The sequence below is a fragment of the Brevundimonas sp. FV1ye28 genome (assembly GCF_058681135.1).
In genome coordinates this window covers 733,238-754,833 of the sequence record NZ_CM178731.1, presented here as the reverse complement: position 1 = coordinate 754,833, position 21,596 = coordinate 733,238, and the positions used below count along the sequence as shown (strand labels likewise).

The 21,596-nt window shown below is 68.6% G+C and carries 17 protein-coding genes; 5 read left to right on the top strand and 12 right to left on the bottom strand.

What is annotated here, in order from left to right:
- Positions 1-155: 155 nt before the first annotated feature.
- From hfq to dusB, 5 genes are all read right to left on the bottom strand, one after another.
- A complete protein-coding gene (hfq, locus tag ACW171_RS03850; RefSeq protein ID WP_013269198.1) occupies positions 156-401 on the bottom strand; it encodes an RNA chaperone Hfq in 246 nt (81 codons plus the stop codon).
- Between the two features lie 318 nt (positions 402-719).
- A complete protein-coding gene (locus ACW171_RS03845) occupies positions 720-1,583 on the bottom strand; it encodes a D-amino-acid transaminase (protein WP_492095777.1) in 864 nt (287 codons plus the stop codon).
- A complete protein-coding gene (gene ntrX, locus ACW171_RS03840; protein ID WP_492095775.1) occupies positions 1,583-2,989 on the bottom strand; it encodes a nitrogen assimilation response regulator NtrX in 1,407 nt (468 codons plus the stop codon). Before ntrX ends, ACW171_RS03845 begins: the two co-directional genes overlap by 1 nt.
- A gap of 12 nt (positions 2,990-3,001) precedes the next feature.
- Positions 3,002-5,257: a sensor histidine kinase NtrY-like gene (locus ACW171_RS03835; protein ID WP_492095774.1), complete on the bottom strand. Its 2,256-nt coding sequence runs from the start codon at positions 5,255-5,257 to the stop codon at positions 3,002-3,004.
- Positions 5,254-6,315 carry a tRNA dihydrouridine synthase DusB gene (gene dusB / locus ACW171_RS03830; protein ID WP_492095773.1) on the bottom strand — a complete coding sequence of 354 codons (1,062 nt, stop codon included), beginning with the start codon at positions 6,313-6,315 and terminating at the stop codon, positions 5,254-5,256. Before dusB ends, ACW171_RS03835 begins: the two co-directional genes overlap by 4 nt.
- Before the next feature lie 64 nt (positions 6,316-6,379).
- On the opposite strand from dusB, the gene ACW171_RS03825 reads away from it, so the two are divergent.
- Positions 6,380-7,528 carry a bifunctional 2-C-methyl-D-erythritol 4-phosphate cytidylyltransferase/2-C-methyl-D-erythritol 2,4-cyclodiphosphate synthase gene (locus ACW171_RS03825; RefSeq protein ID WP_492095772.1) on the top strand — a complete coding sequence of 383 codons (1,149 nt, stop codon included), beginning with the start codon at positions 6,380-6,382 and terminating at the stop codon, positions 7,526-7,528.
- Positions 7,529-7,542: 14 nt separating this feature from the next.
- Here ACW171_RS03825 and ACW171_RS03820 read toward each other — a convergent pair whose 3' ends face one another.
- Positions 7,543-9,837, bottom strand: coding sequence for a fused MFS/spermidine synthase (locus ACW171_RS03820; protein ID WP_492095771.1), 2,295 nt, complete (start codon positions 9,835-9,837; stop codon positions 7,543-7,545).
- An 88-nt stretch (positions 9,838-9,925) separates the two neighbouring features.
- On the opposite strand from ACW171_RS03820, the gene ACW171_RS03815 reads away from it, so the two are divergent.
- Both ACW171_RS03815 and ACW171_RS03810 read left to right on the top strand, forming a co-directional pair.
- On the top strand, positions 9,926-10,420 hold the full coding sequence (locus ACW171_RS03815) for a CinA family protein (RefSeq protein ID WP_492095770.1): 495 nt from the start codon (positions 9,926-9,928) through the stop codon (positions 10,418-10,420).
- Positions 10,417-10,653: a sulfurtransferase TusA family protein gene (locus tag ACW171_RS03810; RefSeq protein WP_492095769.1), complete on the top strand. Its 237-nt coding sequence runs from the start codon at positions 10,417-10,419 to the stop codon at positions 10,651-10,653. Before ACW171_RS03815 ends, ACW171_RS03810 begins: the two co-directional genes overlap by 4 nt.
- On the opposite strand, the gene ACW171_RS03805 is transcribed toward ACW171_RS03810, so the two are convergent.
- On the bottom strand, positions 10,619-11,521 hold the full coding sequence (locus ACW171_RS03805; protein ID WP_492095768.1) for a YihY/virulence factor BrkB family protein: 903 nt from the start codon (positions 11,519-11,521) through the stop codon (positions 10,619-10,621). The two genes, ACW171_RS03810 and ACW171_RS03805, sit on opposite strands and share 35 nt — an antisense overlap.
- 218 nt (positions 11,522-11,739) lie before the next feature.
- On the opposite strand from ACW171_RS03805, the gene ACW171_RS03800 reads away from it, so the two are divergent.
- Positions 11,740-13,050: a diguanylate cyclase domain-containing protein gene (locus tag ACW171_RS03800; RefSeq protein ID WP_492095767.1), complete on the top strand. Its 1,311-nt coding sequence runs from the start codon at positions 11,740-11,742 to the stop codon at positions 13,048-13,050.
- A 13-nt stretch (positions 13,051-13,063) separates the two neighbouring features.
- Here ACW171_RS03800 and ACW171_RS03795 read toward each other — a convergent pair whose 3' ends face one another.
- Genes ACW171_RS03795 through ACW171_RS03785 form a run of 3 tightly spaced genes read right to left on the bottom strand, consistent with a single transcriptional unit; the run spans position 13,064 to position 17,372 of the window.
- Positions 13,064-13,555, bottom strand: coding sequence for a GNAT family N-acetyltransferase (locus ACW171_RS03795; RefSeq protein WP_492095766.1), 492 nt, complete (start codon positions 13,553-13,555; stop codon positions 13,064-13,066).
- Entirely contained in the window at positions 13,552-16,998 is a 3,447-nt protein-coding gene (gene mfd / locus ACW171_RS03790; protein ID WP_492095765.1) for a transcription-repair coupling factor, read from the bottom strand. Before mfd ends, ACW171_RS03795 begins: the two co-directional genes overlap by 4 nt.
- The gene (locus ACW171_RS03785; protein ID WP_492095764.1) at positions 16,998-17,372 is read right to left on the bottom strand and encodes an FAD assembly factor SdhE; all 375 of its coding nucleotides are present in this window, start codon (positions 17,370-17,372) and stop codon (positions 16,998-17,000) included. Before ACW171_RS03785 ends, mfd begins: the two co-directional genes overlap by 1 nt.
- Before the next feature lie 43 nt (positions 17,373-17,415).
- Between ACW171_RS03785 and recG the strand changes: the two genes are divergently transcribed.
- Positions 17,416-19,506: an ATP-dependent DNA helicase RecG gene (gene recG / locus ACW171_RS03780; protein ID WP_492095763.1), complete on the top strand. Its 2,091-nt coding sequence runs from the start codon at positions 17,416-17,418 to the stop codon at positions 19,504-19,506.
- Here the strand turns inward: recG and ACW171_RS03775 are convergent.
- Together ACW171_RS03775 and rfaD are read right to left on the bottom strand one after the other, a co-directional pair.
- Positions 19,503-20,609, bottom strand: a complete 1,107-nt coding sequence (locus tag ACW171_RS03775) for a DUF3089 domain-containing protein (RefSeq protein WP_492095762.1) — start codon at positions 20,607-20,609, stop codon at positions 19,503-19,505. The genes recG and ACW171_RS03775 overlap by 4 nt on opposite strands.
- Positions 20,606-21,595, bottom strand: a complete 990-nt coding sequence (rfaD, locus tag ACW171_RS03770; RefSeq protein ID WP_492096581.1) for an ADP-glyceromanno-heptose 6-epimerase — start codon at positions 21,593-21,595, stop codon at positions 20,606-20,608. The genes ACW171_RS03775 and rfaD overlap by 4 nt, the downstream gene beginning before the upstream one ends.
- Position 21,596 lies beyond the last annotated feature (1 nt).

The window sequence follows — 21,596 nt, the reverse complement described above, 5'->3', positions numbered from 1 at the left end:
CCACCCCTCACCGTGCACCCCGGCGAAGGCCGGGGTCCAGATCAGAGTTCCGGGCGTCAGGGATTCAAGACCGAGTGGCGCAGCCCCGGTCCGCGTTCGCCATCTGGACCCCGGCCTTCGCCGGGGTGCACGGAGATGGGGGAGCGAGGGAAGCCTCAGTCCTCGTCGGCCTCGGGTTCGTACAGTTGCACGGGCGCCGACGGCATGATCGTCGAGATGGCGTGTTTGTAGACGAGCTGGGACTGGCCGTCGCGACGGAGCAGCACACAGAAGTTGTCGAACCAGGTCACGATGCCCTGCAGCTTGACGCCGTTGACGAGGAAGATGGTCAGCGGGGTCTTGGTCTTGCGGACGGAGTTGAGGAAGGTGTCCTGAAGGTTCTGACGCTTGTCTTGCGACATGGCAGGTTGGTCCTGTTCTTTCTTGGTTTTCACCGCGTCGGGGAGATCGCGGCTCCGGATCGAACGCCCGGCCTGACCACCTTAGCGCCCTGTGCAAGCGCGTCGCAACAGGCGCGGTAACCGATTTCATCGGGTTATGGATTTCGCGGTCGCGCAACCAGAGAGCGCGAGACTTGGCCCCTTTTATCCGTGCACCCCGGCGAAGGCCGGGGTCCAGATGGCGAAATCAATGATCTGAGCAAACGAGACAGCGAGCAATTCGAGCCGCTTAGATCTGTGATCTGGACCCCGGCCTTCGCCGGGGTGCACGGAGAAAGGTCAGACCGAGTCGCGCTTGGCCTCTTCGAGATAGCGGGCGCGCAGGCGGGTGGCGATAGGGCCGGGCTTGCCGTCGCCGATCTTCACACCGTCGATGGAGACAGCGGGCATGACGAAGGCGCCGGCGGCGGTGAAGAAGGCTTCCTTCGCTTCCTTCGCCTCGTCGACGCTGAAGGGGCGTTCGTCGAGTTCGATCCCCTCCTCCTCGATCATCGCCATGATGGCGGTGCGGGTGATCCCTTTCAGGATATTGGCCTGGGTGTCGCGGGTGCGGAGCTTGCCGGACTTGTCGATGATCCAGGCGTTGGTCGAGGAGCCCTCGGTGACCAGACCCATCTCATCGACCATCCAGGCCTCGTAGGCGCCCTTGTCGCGGGCCGCCTGTTTGGCGAGGACGTTGGGCAAGAGGCCCACGGTCTTGATGTCGCAACGGCCCCAGCGGATGTCGGGATGGGTGACGACTGCGACGCCCTTGGCGGCCTGGGCGTCGGACTTCTTCGAGCTCAGCGACTTCGATGTGACGATGACGCTGGGCGGGGTGCCGGGCGCGGGGAACGGGTGGTCGCGGCGGGCGGTGCCGCGCGTGACCTGCAGATAGACGATGCCGTCGCGGACGCGGTTCCTGCGGATCGTCTCCTTGAGGACGCGGGTCAGGGATTCGACCGACATGGGGATGTCGATGCGCAGCTCGTTCAGGCTGCGGTGAAGGCGGGTCATGTGGCCTTCGAAATCGGCCATCCGACCGTCGAAGACCGACCAGACCTCGTAGACGCCGTCGGCGAACTGGAAGCCGCGATCCTCGACATGGATCGTCGCCTCCGAGTGGCGTTGATAGACCCCGTTCACATAGGCGACGCGCGACATCAGTCGATGCTCCCTTCGTCCTCTTCACCGCCGCGCGAAGGCGACACGCCTAGCGACTTGAGTTTGCGGTGAAGGGCCGATCTTTCCATGCCGATGAAGGCGGCGGTGCGCGAGATGTTTCCGCCGAACCGCATGATCTGGGCCGCCAGGTATTCGCGCTCGAACACCTCGCGCGCCTCGCGCAGAGGCAGGGCGATGGTGCGTTCGGCGCCCATTCCTCCGCCGCCGGTCGAGGCGACCTCCTGAGGCAGCATGTCGGCGGAGATCGGGTCGTTGAGGTCGCCGGTCGCGAGGATCAGCAGGCGTTCTACGTTGTTCCTGAGCTGGCGGACGTTGCCGGGCCAGGGGTGGACCTGGAGCACGGCGATGGCGTCGTCACCGAGTTTGCGACGCGGCAACCCTTGCGACACGCTGAGGGTCTCGATGAAATATTCGACCAGTTCGCCGATGTCCTCGCGGCGCTCCGACAGCGGCGGGACGCGGATCGGCACGACGTTCAGGCGGTGGAACAGATCCTCGCGGAAGCGCCCTTCCGTGATCTCGATCTTCAGGTCGCGCGAGGTCGAGGTGACGACGCGGACGTCGACCTGGACGTCCTGTTCGCCGCCGACGCGACGGAAGCGCTGTTCGACCAGGACACGCAGGATGCGGCTCTGGCTCTCGCGCGGCATGTCGCCGACGTCGTCCAGATAGAGGGTGCCGTTGTGGGCGCGCTCGAAGACGCCGATCTTGCGGGGACGGCCGTCGTGGCCCTCTTCGCCGAACAGTTCGAGGTCGAGACGTTCGGGGGTCATGCCGGCGGCCGAGATGGCGACGAACTCGGACTTGGCGCGCGGGCTGGCGTCGTGGATCTGGCGCGCGACCAGCTCCTTGCCGGAGCCCGGAGGACCCGAGATCAGGACGCGGCTGTTGGCCGGGGCGACTTTGACGATGGTGGTGCGCAGGACCTGGGCGGCGGCCGAGCGGCCGATCAGGCCGGTCGGCGTCATGGCCACGGCGCGCAGGCGACGGTTCTCGCGCTTGAGCTGGGCGGACTCGAGGGCGCGTTCGATGACGACGACGAGGCGGTCGGACTTGAACGGCTTTTCGATGAAGTCGTAGGCGCCGCGCTTCAGGGCGCTGACGGCCGTCTCGATATTGCCGTGGCCCGAGATCATGACGACGGGCAGGTCGGCGTCGAGGGTCTTGATGATGTCGAGCAGCTCCAGCCCGTCCATGCCCCCGCCCTGCATCCAGATGTCGAGGACGATCAGGCTGGGCTTTCTGGCGCGGATGCCGGCCAGGGCCTCTTCGGAGCTAGAGGCGACGCGGACGGCGTGGCCCTCGTCCTCGAGCAGGCCCGAGACCAGGTCGCGGATGTCGGCCTCGTCGTCGACGACCAGGATATCGGCTCCGGTAGAACGCATGACGCCTCGCTACTATTCGGCGACCGGGGCGTCGGCGCCGCGAGGCTCCGTTTCACGCCCGGCCTTGCCGGTGGGGTTGAGGGGGAAGATCAGGCAAATCCTGGCGCCGTGCAGGCTGTCGGAATCCGACAGTTTCAGCTCGCCGCCGTGGTCTTCGCAGATGCGCTTAACGATGGCGAGGCCGAGGCCCGTGCCCTTCTCGCGCGTGGTGACATAGGGCTCGGTCAGGCGATCGCGGTCGCGGACGGGCAGACCCTTGCCGTCGTCCTCGATGATGAAGGTCGCAATGTCGTTCTCGATCTGAAGGCGGGCGATGATGGCGGTGGCGTCGCTCTTGGTGTCGGCGCGGCGAGCGGCCACGGCTTCGCCGGCGTTCTTGAGGATGTTGATCAGGGCCTGACCGACCATCTGGCGGTCGGCCTTCATCCTGGCCTTGGGCAGGGGTTCGACAAGTTCGACGAGCAGGTCGGGAGCGGCGACGCGCTGGGCGAAGACGGCTTCACGCAGCAGCTCGGCCGGGTTCTCGTTGGTGAAGCGCGGCGCGGGCATGCGGGCGAAGGACGAGAACTCGTCGACCATGCGGCCGATGTCGCCGACCTGGCGGATGATGGTGTCGGTGCAGCGGTCGAAGATCTCGAGGTCTTCGGTGATGGCCGGGCGGAACTTGCGCTTCAGACGTTCGGCCGAGAGCTGGATCGGGGTCAGGGGGTTCTTGATCTCGTGGGCGATGCGGCGGGCGACGTCGCGCCAGGCGGCGTTGCGCTGGGCGGTGACCAGGCGGGTGATGTCGTCGAAGGTCAGCACCATCTCGCCGCCGACCCCGCCCTCGATCCGGACACGCAGACGCCGGGTCTCGCCTTCGCGGGCGACGTCGATGTCTTCCTCGATATGGGCCTCCACGCGGCGGACGAGGTCGCCGAGTTCGGGGGCGATATCGGCCAGGGCCTTGCCGCGGACCTCGACCTCGGAGATCGAAAGCAGCTGCAAGGCACTGTCATTGATGGCGGAAATCCGGCCGCGCCTGTCCAGGCCGATGACACCGGCCGAGACGCCCGACAGGACGGTCTCGATGAAGCGGCTGCGGTCCTGAGCCTCCTCGCTGGCGGTCGTCAGGGCCGCCTGCTGGGCCTGAAGGTCGCCGGTCATGCGGTTGAAGGCCTCCGAGAGGGTGGCGATCTCGCCGGGCGCGCCCGTGCCGTCGACGCGGGCCGAAAGGTCGCCGGCCGAAACCTGATCCGCCGCCTGGACGAGACGACCGATGGGGGCCGAGATGGCGCTGGCCGCCGACATGGCGAGCCAGACCGCGCCCACCAGAACCAGCAGCGCCGTCTCCAGATAGCTGAGGGCGAAGGCGGCCTGAATGCGGGCGCGGCTTTCCTCGGCGACGCGATAGCCCTGGATCGATTCCTCGCCGTTCCTCATCTGGGCCACGAGCCCCGGCGCCAGCGGCCGCACGACGTAGAGGTAGGCGTCGCCATAGTCCGCCAGGGGGTAAAGGGCGCGCACCGTGTCGGGATGTTCGGTCACGGTCACGGGGACGTCCTGTCCCTCGGCCGCCCTCTCGAACTCTTCGCGCGGCGGGGCGACATAGGCCGGAGCGTTCGGCAGGTCGCTCTGGGCCAGGACCTCGCCGTCCCCGTTCAGGATATAGACCGCCGGATAGCCGAAGAAGTCTGCGATCTGGGTCAGAGCCGTCGAGAACTGGATGCGATCGTCGAAGAGGTCGCGTACCCCGCCCAGCTCGGTCGTCATGGTGCCGAGGTCCCGTTCAAGCCCGCCGCCGACGTCGGCGACATAGGCCCGGCCGATCGACGCCCCGTTATTGACCGCCGAACGGACGTTCTGACTGAACCATTGATCGACGCCCCGGTTGACCAGGAGCCCGAACACAAGGGCGATCAGAACGGCCGGGACCACGGCGACCAGCGAGAACAGGGCGACGAACCGCAGGTGCAGCCGTGCGCCCGGATCCTCTCGCCTCCGCTGGGACAGACGCATCACCCGCGAGCCGATGATGGTCGCAAGGCCCCCGATCAGGATCAGATTGGCGAGCAGTATGAACAAGACCGCGCGACTGGCGGCCGATCGGGCATCGTCGCCCGCGCTGGCGCCGGGCGCCACGGCCACGAGCCAGATGGCGGCGCCGGTGATCAGGAAGGCGATGGCATAGGCGGCGCCGAAAGCGGCCCGCGCCCGACCGGCCGCAAGACGTCCCCAGAAGGAGGAGACGCCTTCCGTGTCCGGGAGCGTGGCGGGCGTGTCCGTCATATCCCGGAAGCTTCGACCACCTGTGGCGAAACTTCAACAGCGGAGTTGCTGAAATACAGCGCGACCGGCGGCAATTCCCAGAGTTCGGAGAGGGCGTCTGCCACATGCGCGGGATCTTCGAGGCGACAGAGCCGGCTCTTGGCCGCGCGGCGGGCGTCGGGATCTGCGGGCCAGGGCGCCTGTTCGACGTACCAGCCGAGATGTTTGCGGAACATGCGCAGGCCCAGCGGGGCGCCGTAGAAGTCGCACGAGGCCCGCATGTGCTCGACCACGATGTCGAACCGCTCCTGGCGGTCGGGTTCGACCAGAACCGTGCCGTCGCGGAGCGCCCGGTCCAGGTGGGCGGCCAGCCAGGGGCGGCCATAGACGCCGCGGCCCAGCATCAGGGCGTCGGCGCCGGACTGGTCCAGGGCCGCCCTCGCCTGTTCGGCGCTGATGATGTCCCCGTTGACGATGACGGGGATGGAAACGGAGGCCTTCACGGCCCCGACGGCGTCCCAATCGGCGATGCCGGTGTAGAACTGTTTCCGCGTCCGGCCGTGGACGGTGACGGCCTTGACGCCGAGGTCTTCGGCTCGCTTGGCCAGCTCGGGCGCATTCTTGGTGTCGTCGTCCCAGCCGAGGCGCATCTTGACCGTGACGGGGCGCGAGGTGGCGGCGACGGTGGCGGCCATGATGCGGCCGGCGAGGTCGGGGGTGCGCATCAGGGCCGAGCCGGAGGCGGAGCCGGTGACCTCCTTGGCGGGGCAGCCGAAGTTCAGGTCGATGATGTCGGCGCCGGCGGCCTCGGCCATGCCGGCGCCCTTGGCCATCGCCTCCGGGTCGCGGCCGACCAGCTGGATCACCGTCAGGGGCAGGCCATCGCCGACGGCAGCACGACGGACGACGTCGGGACGGGCGCGGGCCAGTTCGACGGCGGCCACCATCTCGGTGGCGACATAGGCGGCGCCCAGGCGACTGGCGAGCAGCCGGAATGGCAGGTCCGTGATGCCCGTCATGGGCGCCATCAGAACCCGGCCGGGTATGGCGACGTCGCCGATCTGAATCCCTGTGCTCATAAGTCCGTCAACACGCGAAGCCCCGCCTCTCGTCAACCGCGAAACCGGCGCTTAGAAGGCGGCAATGACATTTGCAGCGATCGTAGTGGCGGCGGGCTCGGGTTCGAGAGCCGGTGGGGACAAGCAGTGGCGCACGCTGGGCGGCAAGCCCGTGGTGCGCTGGTCGGTCGAGGCCTTGCTGACGGCGGGCGCCGAAGAGGTCGTCGTCGTCGTCGCGCCGGACGGTCTGGACCGGGCCGCCGAGGCGCTGGCGGGACTGACCGGATGGCGGACTGTCGTCGGCGGTGCGGAACGGGCGGATTCGGTGCGTGCGGGACTGGCGGCCCTGACCGGCGCGGCGGATCGGCCGGTGCTGGTGCATGATGCGGCGCGGCCGCTCGTGTCGGGCGACGTGATCCATCGCTTGCTGGCTGCCCTGCCCGGCGCGGACGGGGCCATCGCCGCCCTGCCCGTCTCCGACACGCTGAAACGCGGGTCGGATCGGATCGACGCTACGGTGGATCGCGATGGCCTGTGGCGGGCGCAGACTCCTCAGGCGTTCCGGGCGGATCGGCTGATCGCCGCCTATGCCGCCTGGCCCGAAGGTTCGGCGGCGACGGACGACGCGGCCGTGGTCGAGCACGACGGCGGCCTGGTGCGGCTGGTCGACGGCGATCCGCGCCTGATGAAACTGACATTCCCCGAGGATTTCGCCATGGCCGAGGCCCTGATCGCCAACCAGACCCGCCCCCTTCAAACGCGGGTGGGCCAGGGTTTCGACGCGCATCGCTGGGGGCCCGGCGAAGAGGTGTGGCTGTGCGGCGTGTCCATCCCGCATGACCAAACCCTGATCGGTCACTCGGACGCCGACGCGGGCCTGCACTCCCTCACCGACGCGGTGCTGGGCGCCATGGGCGACGGCGACATCGGCGACCATTTCCCGCCGACCGATCCGAAATGGAAGGGCGCGGCGTCCGACCAGTTCCTGATCCACGCGGTCGAGCGGCTGACGGCGCGCGGCGGGCGCCTGGTCAACGTCGATGTGACCCTGATCTGCGAGCGGCCCAAGGTGAAGCCGCACCGTCAGGCCATGCGCGAGCGGCTGGCCGAGATCCTGAACCTGCCGCTCGACGCCGTCAGCGTGAAGGCGACGACGATGGAGCGGATGGGCTTCACCGGGCGGGAGGAAGGCCTGGCGGCCTCCGCCATCGTGACGATCGAATTACCCGCCTGATCAACCGGCTGGCGTCAGCGGCGGAAGTGCCGCCACAACGACCCGAACAGGTTCACATAGTCGTCGGTCCACGGCCGGACCTCATTGTCGCCGATGGTCGCCCATTGCGGCTGTGCCCGGAACTCGGCCAGGCCCGCGTCGGTCGGCGACAGGATCAGGGCCTCGGTCGAAGCCTCGGCCATGTCCGGGGCCGAGGGTGATTCCTGATAGACCTGGTGCAGATTGGCCGCCCCCAGCGCCCGAGCCGCCGCCGCCGCCGGCAGGGTGATGTCGAGGTTGCGGTTCGACAGGTGGAGGATGACCACGCCGTCGGGCTTCAGGAGTTTCAGATAGCCCTCGATCGCCTCGACCGTCAGCAGATGGGTCGGGACGGCATCGGAGGAGAAGGCGTCGATCAGGAGAAGGTCATAGGTCCCGGCGGTCTCGCGCGCCATCGTCAGACGGGCGTCGCCGAGAACCGTGCGGACGGGGCCGTCGGCGCAGTCGGAGATATAGGTGAACCACTGGGGATCACGCGACAGCTGATCGACCATCGGATCGATCTCGAAGAAGGTCATCTGATCGCCGGCGCGCTTGTAGCCGGCCATGGCGCCCGACCCCTGGCCCACCACGCCGATGTTGAGGGCGGGACGGCGGTTCTGCAGCACCTGCGTCGTCTGGCCGATCGGTGTCGCCGGCGCGTAGTACATGGTCGGCAGGCAGGCGAAGGCGCGCGCGCGTGGCTGGGCTCCGTGCAGGGTCGTGCCGTGCATCAGGATGTTGACCTGACCGCCGAGGCGCGGGTCCTGGACCGGGGCGATCTTCATCACGCCGAAGAAGCTGCGGTCGGTGAAGGCGGCATCGTAACCGCGCGCGATGTAGGCGGTCGACAGGGCGATGGCCGCGGCGATGATGACATAGGCCGGGGTGCGGTCGCGCAGCAGGAAGGCCGCGATCATGGGCGCCAGCAGGATCATCTGGGTCAGGCGCGGCATGTTCTCGGACACGTTCTTGCTGAACCACCAGGCGAAGTCCCAATCGGCCTGGAAGACCGCCGACAGCAGTGGCGGCAGGCCGGCGATCAAGACGGCGCCGACGAACAGATAGACCTCCGAGTTCCGGATCGGCGCCTTGTTGAACGGTCGGGCCAGTCCGGCCAGGACGAGGACCAGCGGATACTCCCAGACGCCGTCGAACAGGACCGGCGCCAGAAGGGCGGTGAAGGCGCCGCCGACGACGCCGCCCAGCGACATCAGGAGATAGAATTCCGTCAGGCGATCCGGCGGCGGGCGACGACCGGCCAGACGCTGGTGGCACATGAGGGCGAGGAAGAAGAAGGCGGCCAAGTGCAGGCCGAACATCATCAACCAGTTGCCGGTCCTGAAGGCGGTGAAGGCGACGCAGGCCAGGGTCAGGGCGCCCGAGATCACCAGGGTGATCGACAGCGGGATGATCGGCTTGTCCTGGAAGGCGATGACGAAGGTCAGCAGATACAGGGCCAGCGGCACGACCCACAGGAAGGGGGCCGAAGCGACGTCGGTCGACAGGTGGGTGGTGACGCCCAGCATCAGGCTGGACGGCGCAGCGGCCAGGAGGACCAGGACGACCTTCTCGCGCCAGGCGATGGGCGGGCTGACCGCCAGGCTGGCGACCGGCGTGGCGGCGCCGATCTGACCGCGACGCCAGGCGACGAAGGCCAGGGCCGCGATCATCAGCATGAAGGCCGCGTAGCCCCCGCTCCAGGTCGCGCGCTGGCCCGACAGGGTCATCAGCGGCTCGATCAGGATCGGATAGGCGATCAGGGCCAGGAAGCTGCCGAGGTTGGAGGCAGCGTAGAGGACGTAAGGGTTCCGGCCGTCGGCATGGCCTGCGCGGACGCGGGCGTACCAGGCCTGAAGCAGGGGCGCGGTGGCCGACAGGACGGCGAAGGGCGCGCCGACCGAAAGGGCCAGGGTGGCCAGCAACCAGCCGATAGGCGCGCTGGGGTTAGGGTCGCCGAACACGCCATTGATGCTCAGGGGCACGAACAGGGCGGCGGCAGCCAGCAGGACGAGGTGGGTGGCCATCTGGGCCCGCATCGACTTCAGGCGCTGCAGAATGTGGGCGTAGCCGTAGCCGGCGAGCAGCGCGGTCTGGAAGAAGACCATGGCCGTGTTCCAGACCGAGGGCGATCCGCCCAGCATCGGCAGGACCAGCTTGGTCACCATCGGCTGGACCACGAAGACCAGGGCCGCCGAGGTGAAGATGGCCACGGCGAAAAGGGTCCGCGCCACGCGGTCTGCGCCGTCGGTGGGAGCGCCGGCGTCTTGCGGCAGGGTCGCGTCGGTCATGAAATCCCCGTCCTGAGCGCGCGCCAAAGGCCGCGACGCGTGCTAGGCGAAAAGCCTAGACTGACTCGCTTCTGGATCGGAAAGGTCAATGTTCCCCCAAGATATCGAACGGATGGCGGCCGAAGTGGTGGCCGCGGCGACGGGTCGCGGCTGGACCGTGGCGACGGCGGAGAGCTGCACCGGCGGGCTGGTGGCAGGGGCCCTCACGGCCGTGGCGGGGGCGTCCGCCGTCGTCGATCGGGGCTTCGTCACCTACAGCAATGCGGCCAAGTCCGAGATGCTGGGCGTGCCTCCTGAGACGATCGAGGCGCACGGCGCGGTGTCGGAGCCTGTGGCGCGGGCGATGGCGGCGGGCGCTCGCGTGACGGCCGGGGTGGACCTGGCTGTTTCCATCACGGGGATCGCAGGACCGGGCGGCGGATCGGCGGACAAGCCGGTGGGCCTGGTTCATTTCGGCTGCGCGGGCCCGGACGGCGTGGTCCACGAGGCGCATCGGTTCGGCGCTCTCGGGCGCGAAGAGGTTCGGCTGGAGAGCGTGCGGGTGGCGCTCGGCCTGTTGCTGACGGCCTGCGAGGCGGGGTGAGCGATATCGTCGTCGATGCGCGCGGGCATCGGTGTCCCGTGCCGAGCCTGCGCCTGCGAAAGGCGGCCGAGGGGCTGGAGGGGCAGCGACTGGTGCTGCTGGCGACCGACCCGATGGCGCGGATCGATGTGCCCTATCTGATGAGCGAACTGGGCGGGCGGGTTGTGTCTGTCGAAGAGGCTGACGGAGTCCTGACGCTCACCGTCGAGACGCGCGCCGCTCAGACAGGTTGACGACCGAGGGGCTGTCTTCCGGCGCGACGTCCGGCGCGCCTTTCGAACGGGCGGCGATCTCCATCTCGGTGGCGAAGGCACCGCCGTAGAAGATGGCGTTGACGTTCCAAGACAGCCAGATCAGCAGAACCACCACGGCACCGACCGAGCCGTAGGTCGCGCCGAGCTGGGCGATCTGTTCGACATAGATGGCGCAGAGCCAGGACGAGATCATCGACAGGACGGTCGCCACCGCGCCGCCTGCGATCGACGGCAACCAGGCCACCGGATCGCGGTGCGACATGGCGTAGCGATAGAGCAGCGTCAGACCCAGGGCGAGGCCGGCCGCGGGCAGGAAGCCGTTCAGCGGCAGACCGCCCTGCCCCGTCACCGGCTCGGCGTGCTCGAGCAGGCGGGCGGTGACCACCGCGCCGGAGACGATGGTGAACAGGCCGAACGCAACGACGGCGACCACGAAGGCCAGGAAGTTGAACTTGAAGAAGCCATGCGGCTCCGTCTCGTCATGGATCAGGTTCAGTCCCGCCAGCAAGGCCTTGAATCCACGGTGCGCGGCATAGGCGCCGACGATCAGGGCGAAGGCGCTTTGGGTGGAGACCGCGCGGGCCGAGGCGTTCGACAGCCGCTCGACCTCGGCGCGGAAGATGGCGCGGGCGGCGTGCGGCATGACGTCGGCCAGGGCCGCCGCCTGCTCGCCCACCTGGCCGATCGACAGGACAGCCTTGTAGAAGCCGATCAGGATGGCGATCGCCGGGAACACCGCCAGCAGGGCGAAGAAGGACACCCCGCCGGTGTAGAGCATGACGTCCCGGCCCCAGCTGCGCGCGAACGCCCGCCCCGAGAGCCGCACCCAGAAGCCGGGTGACGCCATTTCGTTAGTCTGTCCGATCAAGCCGGTTCCCGCCGTAGCCCAGCAGGTGACTCTACCCGAAAACGTTCGCTTTGGAAGCTGTGCTCACGCGGTCGTTTTCCCCGATCCGGCGCATTAGCCCCGTTGCGCCGCAGGGGGGCGCGTCGGTATGGTCCAGCCGCTCCCCGTCAGGAGCCGCGACCGGTCGGGCGCGCAGGGGGAGCTCAGAGATTTCAGGTTTGGATCCACGCGTTCTGGTCGTCGCCGAGACGGATGAGCGGATCGGCGCCCTGTGCCGTGGGCTGGATCAGCTCGGCTGGCGCACGATGACGGCCCGGTCGGGCGCGGGCGCGGTGGCCGCCCTGACCGACTTCAAGCTGGAAGCCGCGATCCTGGACGCGGACCACCCCGAAATCTCCGCATTGCCCGAAGCCTTGCGGCTGGCGGCCGGGGCGCGGCGTTTGCCGGTGATCGCGCTGGGTCCGAAGGCGTCGGATCTGCCCAGCGAGACCTTCGACCTGACGACGACGGAGGTCCCGCATCCGGCCCAGGCCGCGCTGCGCATCGAACAACTGGTCCGCGCCGCCATCGCCGAGGAAGAGTTCCGCCTGCGACAGGCGACCTTCGCCCTGCACGGCGCGACTCTGGATCCGGGCCTGTCGGATCCCAGCCCCATCCGAATCCTGATCGCCGGGGCGCCTGATCACCGGTTCATCGCCCTGTCGAATACCCTGACGGCGGCCGGCGCCGAGGTTGTGGCCGCGCCGACACCCTATACCGCCTTCGACTATCTGCATGAGAGCGCGTTCGACGCGGCCGTGCTGTGGGGCGCGCCCGACCACGCGCCGGCCCTGTCGATCGCGTCCGGCATGAAGCGGAACACGCGCCTCTATCACATCCCCCTGGCCCTCTATCTGCGCTCCGAGGGCGAGATCAATCTGAGCGAGCTCTACAACCGGGGCTTCTCGGAAGTGGCCGCCGCCGACACGCCGGAGCCCGAGGCCGCAGGGCGGGTGATGACCCTGGCGCGGACCCACCGCCGTCATCTGGCGATCCGCAAGGCGCTGGAAGGCGCGCGCGGGGCCGGGATCATGGATCCGTCGACCGGGCTGTTCACGCGGAACCTGTTCGCCAGCCATCTGGGCCGGGTGGCCGAAGCCGCCTCGGCAAGGCGGCGTCCGCTGTCGGTCTGCGTCCTGCGGGTCTCGGACAGCGACGCCCTGACCCGCGCCCGGATGGGCGGGTGGCTCGATCGCGCCATGCCCCAGATCGGGGCCATGGTGTCGCGCCTGGTGCGGGTCGAGGATACGGCCGCGCGACTGGCGCCCGAGGTCTTCGCCCTCGCCCTGCCCGCCACGCCGGGGCCGCAGGCGCGACTGGCGGTGGAGCGGATCGCCGCCGTCATCGGCTGCACCGCCTTCGACGCCGGTCCCGACCGGACGCCCTTCGTGGTCGACTTCAGCGTGGGGGTCGCCGAGCTGATGCAGGGCGAAAGCGCCGCCGCGGTGCTGGAGCGCGCCTCGGCCGACATGCAGGTGCAGCCCGCCTGATCGACAAACCGCCCTAGAGTCGGCGGTGCATGATGTGCAGGCCGACAAGGCCATGGGTCGGATGATCGAACGCTTCCGGCACTGTGCCAACGATCTCGAAGCCGAGCGCGCGCCAGAGGGCGACGGCGACCGTGTTCGTCTCCACGACCGCGTTGAACTGCATGGCGCGGTAGCCGGTCGAGCGCGCCCAGGCCAGAGCCGTTTCGCCCAGCAGCCGACCGACGCCGCGACCCTGCGCCGTCGCTCCGACCATGAAGCTGGCGTTGGCGACATGGGCGCCGCCGCCCATCTGGTTCGGGGTGATCTTGGCGCTGCCCAGAATCTGATCCCCGTCGACGGCGACCAGGGTGGCGCCGGGCGGTGTCTGCATCCAGATCGCCTTCGCCGCCGCCTCGGTCAGGTCGCGGGGATAGGTATAGGTCTCCCCTGCCCGCACGACGGCCTCGACGATCGGCCAGAGGGCGGGCCAGTCGGCCTCGGTCGCCGACCGGGCCTCTATCGTCATGCCTTGGCGACCCTCGCCAGATCGGCGGTGATCCGCTCGGCCACCTTCAGGCGGTCCTCGGGCGTCGGCCAGTCGCCCTTCACGACGATCTTCTGATCCGGCCGGATCTTCCACGTCGCGTGGTTCTTCTGGATCAGACCGACCAAGCCCATGGGGTTGGGGAAGGTATTGTCGCGCAGGGTCAGGACGCAGCCCTTGGGTCCGATGTCGATTCGCTCGATACAGGCCGTCTTGCAGTTGGCCTTGACGCCAACGATGCGCAGCAGTTGTTTCGCCTCGTCCGGCAGAGGACCGAACCGGTCGATCAGTTCGGCGGCAAGGGCCTCACGGCTCTCGGTGTTCTCGGCGTCGGACAGGCGGCGATAGAGGCTGAGACGGACGTTCAGGTCCGAGATGTAATCCTCTGGAATCAAAACGGCGGCGCCGACGTTGATGGCCGGTGACCAGCCGCGATCGACGACGCCCCCTTCGCCGTTCTGGCGCAGTTCGGCGACCGCGTCTTCCAGCATCTGCTGATACAGTTCGACACCGACTTCGCGGATATGGCCCGATTGCTCGTCGCCCAGCAGGTTGCCGCCGCCGCGCTGATCCAGATCGTGTGAGGCCAGCTGGAAACCGGCGCCGAGGTTGTCGAGCGATTGCAGCACCTGCAGACGGCGCTCGGCCGACAGGGTCATCGGCCGCTTCGGATCGACGGTCAGATAGGCGAAGGCTCTCGCCTTGGACCGGCCGATGCGTCCTCGGATCTGGTGCAGCTGGGCCAGGCCGAACATGTCGGCGCGGTGCACGATCAGGGTGTTGGCGGTCGGAATGTCGATGCCGCTTTCGACGATCGTGGTCGAGACCAGGACGTCGTAGGAGCCGTCATAGAAGGCGCTCATCACGTCTTCGAGCTGGGTCGGGCTCATCTGGCCGTGGCCGACCACAAACTTGATCTCCGGCACCTGGATCCGCAGGAATTCCTCGATGTCCGGCAGGTCCGACAGGCGCGGGCAGACGTAGAAGGCCTGACCGCCCCGGTATTTCTCGCGCAGCAGGGCCTCGCGGACCATGACCGGATCCCAGGGCGCGACATAGGTCCGCACGGCCAGGCGGTCGACCGGCGGGGTGGCGATGATCGACATCTCGCGGATGCCGGACAGGGCCATCTGCAGCGTCCGGGGGATCGGGGTGGCGGTCAGGGTCAGCAGATGGACGTCGGCGCGAAGGCTCTTGAGCTTCTCCTTGTGCTTGACGCCGAAGTGCTGCTCCTCGTCGACGATGACGAGGCCCAGGTCCTTGAACCCGACCTGTTCAGCCAGCACCGCGTGGGTGCCGACGACGATCTCGAAACTGCCGTCCTTGAGCCCTGCGCGCGTCTCGGCCGCGTCCTTGGCGGTGACCATGCGCGACAGGTGACGGACCTTGATCGGCCAGCCGGCGAAGCGCTCCGAGAAGGTCTTGAAATGCTGGCGGGCCAGCAGGGTCGTCGGGCAGACGATGGCGACCTGTTGTCCCGACATGGCGACGACGAAGGCGGCGCGGATGGCGACCTCGGTCTTGCCGAAGCCGACGTCGCCGCAGATCAGGCGATCCATCGGCACGCCCTTGCCGAGGTCCTCCAGCACGTCGCCGATGGCGTTGAGCTGGTCGTCCGTCTCCTCGTAGGGGAAGCGGGCGCAGAACTCGTCGAACAGGCCGGCGGGCGGGGTGACCGCCTCTCCGACCCTCAGCGCGCGCTTGGCGGCAAGGGCGATGAGGCCCTCGGCCATGTCGCGAAGGCGGGCCTTGGCCTTGGCCTTGCGGCCCTGCCAGGCGGCGCCGCCGAGGCGGTCGAGCTGGACGCCGTCGGACTCGGAGCCGTAGCGGGTCAGAAGGTCAATGTTTTCAACAGGTAGATAGAGTTTGCTCTCACCGGCATACAACAGTTCGAGGCAGTCGTGCGGCGCCTCCTGGATGTCCAGCGTCTTCAGACCCTCGTAGCGGCCGATGCCGTGATCGAGGTGGACGACGAGGTCGCCGGTCGTCAGGGCCGAGGCCTCGGCGAGGAAGTTGGACGCCCGGCGCTTCTTCTTCGGCCGCGCCAGACGGTCGCCGAGGATGTCGGTCTCGGAGATGACGGCGAGGTCGCCCGTCGTGAAGCCGTGCTCCACCGGCAAGACGGCGCGCAGATAGAGGTCCTTGGATGCCGCCTGCACATCGGCCCAGTCGCGCACGGCGACGACATGCTGCAGCCCGTGGTCGGCCATCATGACGCCGAGGCGGTCGGACGAGCCCTCGCTCCAGGAGGCGAACAGGACGCGCTTTCCGGAGGCCTTCAGCTTGGCCGCATGGTCGGCGACGGCCTCGAAAAGGTTGACGCTGTCCTGGGCTCGTTCGGCGCCGAAGGTCCGGCCCAGATTGCCGCCTGCGTCCTCGGCCGCCGCGTAGAACGGCGACAGGCGGCGGACCGCGCGGCCGGCCAGCGCCGAGTTCCAATCGGCATCAGGCAGGTAAAGTCGATCCGGCGGAAGGGCCCGGTTGGCAGCTCCGCCCTTGGCTTTGGAGGCTTCCTGGCGGGCCTCGTAGGCGTCCCGGGTCAGGTTCCAGCGCTCGGCACGCGCCGCCTCGGCCTGATGGTCGAGGAAGATCGAGGCGTCGTCAGGCAGGTAGTCGAACAGAGTCTCCAGCCGGTCGTAGAGCAGTGGGATCCAGTGCTCCATACCCTGACGCCGTGCGCCCTCGCTGATCGTCGCATAGAGGGGATCGTCGCCGGGCGCGCCGAACAGGTTCAGATAGCCGGTGCGGAAACGGCTGATGGTCTCGGCATCCAGCAGGGCCTCGGACACGGGCGACAGCGAGACCTCGGTCCGCGTGCCGGTCGAACGCTGGGTCGCCGGGTCGAAGGTGCGGATCGATTCCAGCTCCGACCCGAACATGTCGAGACGGACCGGCTCCTCGAACCCCGGCGGGAAGACGTCGATGACGCCGCCCCGGATGGCGTATTCGCCGCGCTCGTTGACGGTCGAGGCGCGCATGTAGCCGTTGGTGGTGAAATAGGTCTCAAGCGCCTTGGTATCCAGATCGCGACCGACGCGGGCTTCGAAACTGGCGGCGAAGGTGGCCTCGCGCGGCGGCGTCCGCTGCATCGCGGCCGCGACGGTCGTGACGACCAGCATGGGGGCGCGGTCGTCCAGCCCGCGTTTGGCCAGGGCCGTCAGGGCCGCCATTCGCTCTGCGGACACGCCCGAGGTCGGGCTGAGACGGTCGTAGGGCAGGCAATCCCAGGCCGGAAACTCAACGACCTCAATGTCCTTGGCGAAGAACTGAAGCGCCTGGACGAAGGCAGTCGAGCGCGAATAATCCCGGGCCACGAAGACGCCGACGCCGCCGGAAGCCTTCAAACGGTCGGCGACGACCAGGGCGTCGAGCCCCTCGGGCGCGCCGCCCAGTTCGTGATCGGTCCGTTGCACGCGCACGTCCATCAGCCGGCTCCCGCGGCGACGGCGGCAGCGACATGGGCGCGCATGAAGGCGCGGAGTTTGGTCAGCAGCAGGGTGTCGTGCTCCGCCGGCGTCGGCTTTGTTTCGATGATCCAGGCGTAGAGGTCGTGGTCGTTGTCCTCGGCCAGCAGGGCCTCCAGTTCGGTCAGTTCGGCGTCGCTCAGGCTCGCGCCTTCGCGCTCCATGAACGGCCCAAGCACCAGATCGGCCTCGCGGAAGCCGCGCCGCCAGGCCCGGAAGGTGATCCGGCCCAGCCGCTGCTGGCGAAGTTCGGTTTCGGCACGCGCATTGTTATCGGCCACAAGAATCCTTGCCCGGTTCAGTCGTTCAACAGTCGCGTTGAAATAGCGATCCATCTCGCGTTTCGCCAGCGCCGTCCGGCCTCTAATGTCATCAGCGATGCGGCCCCAGATTCTCTTTCCCCTGTTCGCGGAGGTCACCAGCCTGAAGGGGGTGGGGGCCAAGGTGGAACCCCTGATCCGCAAGCTGGCCGGGCCGCTGGTGCGCGACGTGCTGTTCCTGTCGCCGGCCGGGGTGATCACGCGGCGACGGACCAACGCTGCCGATGCGGTCGAGGGCGAGGTCGGCATCTTCGATGTGATCGTCGATCGGATGATCGCACCGGGGCGACCGGGCGTGCCGCTGAAGGTCAGGGCGTCGGACGACACCGGCTTCGTTCACCTGATCTGGTTCGGCGGCAGTCCCCAGCACATCGATCGCCAGCTGCCGCGCGGCGAGCGGCGGCTGGTGTCCGGCAAGGTCGAGCGGTTTAACGGCGAGGTGCAGATCGTGCATCCCGACTGGATCGTGGCGCTCGACAAGGGCGAGGAAATCCCGGCCGTCGAACCCGTCTATCCGGGGATGGCCAACCTGACGTCGCGGGTGGTGCGCAAACTCGTGCTTGGCGCGCTGGCGTCCGCGCCGGAACTGGACGAGTGGCAGGACGCGGCCTGGCTGGCGAAGCAGCGCTGGCCGGGCTGGCATGCGGCGATCGAGGCCCTGCATGCGCCGACGGGCGAAGCGGACCTGTCGCCGGACGCCGCGCCGCGCCAGCGTCTGGCCTATGACGAACTGTTCGCGCATCAGCTGGCCCTGGCCCGGCGAAAGCGCGCGCGTCAGATCACGCCGGCGCCGCTGATCGCGCCGGGTGCGGTGTCGGAGGCCCTGCTGACCGCCCTGCCCTTCACCCTGACCGGAGCGCAGGCTCAGGCGCTGGCCGAAATCCGGCGCGACCTCGCGTCGGGCGAACAGATGGGCCGGCTGCTGCAGGGCGACGTGGGGTCGGGCAAGACGGCGGTCGCGGCCCTGGCCCTGGCCGATGCGGCGAGCGCGGGGTTCCAGTCCGCCCTGATGGCCCCGACGGAGATCCTGGCCCGCCAGCACTATCAGCGGCTGACACCGATGCTTGAGGCGGCGGGTGCGCGGACGATCCTGCTGACCGGGCGCGATACGCCGGCCGAGCGTCGCGAGCGGCTGGCGGCGCTGGCGTCCGGCGAGGCCAAGGTGGCGATCGGCACCCATGCCCTGTTCCAGGATGCGGTCCGGTTCGACAAATTGGCGCTGGCGGTGATCGACGAACAGCACCGGTTCGGGGTCAACGAACGCGCGCGGCTGCAGGCCAAGGGCGTTCCGCGCACCGGCGGGGTCCACCTGCTGACCATGTCGGCGACGCCGATCCCGCGTACGCTGGAGCTGACCCAATACGGTGAACTCGAGGTCAGCCGGCTGATGGAGAAGCCGCCGGGGCGGACGCCGATTTCCACGGCCGTGCTGCCGCTCGCGCGCATCGGCGAGGTGGCGCAGCGGCTGAAGGCGGCGGTCGAGAGCGGGGCCCAGGCCTACTGGATCTGTCCACTGGTGGCGGAGTCGGAGGCTCTGGATCTGGCCGCCGCCGAGGAGCGGGCGCGCGACCTGACCCGGATCCTGAACCTGGAGGTGGGGCTCGCCCACGGCCAGATGCCTGGCGCCCAGCGCGAGGCCGTGATGGCCGAGTTCGCCGACGGGCGGCTGTCGGTGCTGGTGGCGACGACGGTCGTGGAGGTCGGGGTCGACGTGCCGAACGCGACCATCATGGTCATCGAACATGCCGACCGTTTCGGCCTGGCCCAGTTGCATCAGCTGCGCGGACGGGTCGGGCGCGGGGCCAAGTCGAGCGCCTGCATCCTGCTGTACGGCGGTCAGGACGGCGGGCTCGGAGACACGGCGCGCGAGCGGCTGGAGACCCTGCGGCGCAGCGAGGATGGGTTCGAGATCGCCGAGGAGGATTTCCGCCTGCGCGGCGGGGGTGATCCTCTGGGGCTCAAGCAGAGCGGCTTCCCGGCCTATCGATTCGCCGATCCGATCCGGCATCGGTCGCTGCTTCTGGCGGCGGCGGACGACGCCCGGCTGGTGCTGGGGCGGGATCCGGACCTGACCAGCCCGCGCGGGGAAGCGATCAAGGTGCTGGAGGCGCTGTTCGACTGGCGGACCGACCGGGGTGGGTTGGATTAGGGGGCGTTGGACGCTTCCCAGACGTTCAGGCGGCGCTCAACGTCTGCTTCAATATCGGCATAAAAGAGATTGTACTGGCGCGCCTTTCTTCGATCCGCCCAGTTTCCGACCTCCTTGAAGGATTCCGTCATCAGTTCGGTGTGGCGCAGGATGCCGTTCCTGCACTGTGTCGCCACGGCGCGGTCGATGAAGGCCGGGCGGACGCCCCATTCGAGACCCGTCGCGTTGGCGGCGCCGCGATGAAGGCGGGCGGGCACGGCGGCGTCGCCCGTCGCGCCGCTGACGGGATTGACGCAGAGGGCCGAGCGGCCGTCGAGATCGACCAGTCTGCCGGCATCGTCCCAGACCAGGGCCCGGCGCAGCCGGCGGCGGGCGGCGCCTTCGTTCTGGTCGCCGACCTGGGACCAGCCTATGACGCAACCTATGCTGGTGGCCGTGGCGCAGGCCGGCACGGAGGGCGCCAGATTGCCCACCGCCGCGATGACGTCGATCAGATAGACGGCGACGAGGCGGCCGCGCACGGCCGGATCGGCAGCGACGCGCTCACGAACGAGGCGATCGATCAGTTCGCCGCCCTGCTCCACCCCGGCGAGAACCAGTGGATCGGTTGGGTGATCGGCCAGCCACGCGTCGAAGGCTGCCAGGGCGTCGCCATAGGCGAAGGCGCGGGCGTCGCGGGCGTCATCGCGCAGCGTCAGACGCGTGTAGAGCGAGGCCTGGCGGTAGCGCGGCAGGCTGATCGCCCCGGCCCGGGCGAACGGCCCGGCGTAGTTGGGGATGACGACCCGCTCCAGATAGGCGTCGGCGCGCGCGTCGCCGATAGGCTCGTTCCACTCCTCACCGCCGTCGAAGGTGGTGGAATGCAGGAAGAAGATCGCGGCCGAACCCGAGGTCGGCGCCCGCACCTCCTTCATGGCCCAGGACTCGGCCGAGGCGTAGTTCGGCGGTGCGGGCGGATCGTAAGTCTGGAAAGGAACCTGTGGGTCAAGCCCGGCCTTCAGGATGTCGCCGCGCCAGACCGCGACGGCAGCGGCGACGAGGAACACCAAGGCAAAGCCCAGCCAGCCCACGCTCTGCCAGAACGTCAGGCGTGGAAGTTTCACCGATACGGATCCGGCTGGGACAGGAAGGACTGGACGTAGCGGCGCACGCCCTCTTCGAGCGGCGTCGACTGGCCGCCGAAGCCCAAGGCGCGGACGCGGTCCATCTTCGCCTCGGTGAAATACTGATACCGGTCGCGGATGACCTCGGGCATGTCGATATAGGCGACGGCCGGGTCCTTGCCGGCGGCGGCGAAGGTGGCGTTGGCGAGATCGAGGAAGGACCGCGCCTGGCCCGATCCGGCGTTGAAGATGCCGCTGACCTCGGGCGCGCACAGCAGCCAGTCGATGATGTCGACCACGTCGTCGACGAAGACGAAGTCGCGCAACTGGCCGCCGTCGGCATAGTCGGCATGGTGCGAGCGGAACAAGCTGACGGTCTCACCGGCGGCGACCCTGGGCCAGATCTGGGCGATGACCGACTTCATCCCGCCCTTGTGGCCTTCGTTGGGGCCATAGACGTTGAAGAACTTCAGGCCCGCCCACTGACGCGGGGCATGGTCGCGCGACGCCTCGCGCACGGCGTACTGGTCGAACAGTTTTTTCGAATAACCATAGGCGTTTAGCGGCTGAAGCTTCGAGATAGAAGCAAGATCATCGGCGTCGTCGAACCCGGCCTCACCGTCGCCATAGGTGGCTGCCGAAGAGGCGTAGATCATGCGGGCGTCGTTCACGGCGCACCAGTCCCAGAGGTCGCGAGACAGGCTGAAGTTGGTGCGCAGGATCAGGTCGGCGTCCTGCTCGGTGGTCGAGGAAATCGCGCCCATGTGAACCACGGCGCTGATCCGTTCGGCGTGGCGTTCGAGCTGGGCGAACAGCTCCTCCGGCTGCCAGAAGTCTGTGATGGGCGACTTGGCGATGTTGCGCCACTTGCCGGAGTTAGCGCCCTCCAGCCGGTCGCAGACGACGACGTCCCAGCGATCCTCGGCGCACAGGCGCGAGACGATGTTGGAGCCGATGAAGCCGGCGCCGCCGGTGACCACGATCATG

What these genes read in the sequence shown, in the direction of transcription:
- hfq (WP_013269198.1), bottom strand. Translation starts at nt 401, where the DNA reads ATGTCGCAAGACAAGCGTCAGAACCTTCAGGACACCTTCCTCAACTCC.
- ACW171_RS03845 (WP_492095777.1), bottom strand. Translation starts at nt 1,583, where the DNA reads ATGTCGCGCGTCGCCTATGTGAACGGGGTCTATCAACGCCACTCGGAG.
- ntrX (WP_492095775.1), bottom strand. Translation starts at nt 2,989, where the DNA reads ATGCGTTCTACCGGAGCCGATATCCTGGTCGTCGACGACGAGGCCGAC.
- ACW171_RS03835 (WP_492095774.1), bottom strand. Translation starts at nt 5,257, where the DNA reads ATGACGGACACGCCCGCCACGCTCCCGGACACGGAAGGCGTCTCCTCC.
- dusB (WP_492095773.1), bottom strand. Translation starts at nt 6,315, where the DNA reads ATGAGCACAGGGATTCAGATCGGCGACGTCGCCATACCCGGCCGGGTT.
- ACW171_RS03825 (WP_492095772.1), top strand. Translation starts at nt 6,380, where the DNA reads ATGACATTTGCAGCGATCGTAGTGGCGGCGGGCTCGGGTTCGAGAGCC.
- ACW171_RS03820 (WP_492095771.1), bottom strand. Translation starts at nt 9,837, where the DNA reads ATGACCGACGCGACCCTGCCGCAAGACGCCGGCGCTCCCACCGACGGC.
- ACW171_RS03815 (WP_492095770.1), top strand. Translation starts at nt 9,926, where the DNA reads ATGTTCCCCCAAGATATCGAACGGATGGCGGCCGAAGTGGTGGCCGCG.
- ACW171_RS03805 (WP_492095768.1), bottom strand. Translation starts at nt 11,521, where the DNA reads ATGGCGTCACCCGGCTTCTGGGTGCGGCTCTCGGGGCGGGCGTTCGCG.
- ACW171_RS03795 (WP_492095766.1), bottom strand. Translation starts at nt 13,555, where the DNA reads ATGACGATAGAGGCCCGGTCGGCGACCGAGGCCGACTGGCCCGCCCTC.
- mfd (WP_492095765.1), bottom strand. Translation starts at nt 16,998, where the DNA reads ATGGACGTGCGCGTGCAACGGACCGATCACGAACTGGGCGGCGCGCCC.
- ACW171_RS03785 (WP_492095764.1), bottom strand. Translation starts at nt 17,372, where the DNA reads ATGGATCGCTATTTCAACGCGACTGTTGAACGACTGAACCGGGCAAGG.
- recG (WP_492095763.1), top strand. Translation starts at nt 17,416, where the DNA reads ATGCGGCCCCAGATTCTCTTTCCCCTGTTCGCGGAGGTCACCAGCCTG.
- rfaD (WP_492096581.1), bottom strand. Translation starts at nt 21,595, where the DNA reads ATGATCGTGGTCACCGGCGGCGCCGGCTTCATCGGCTCCAACATCGTC.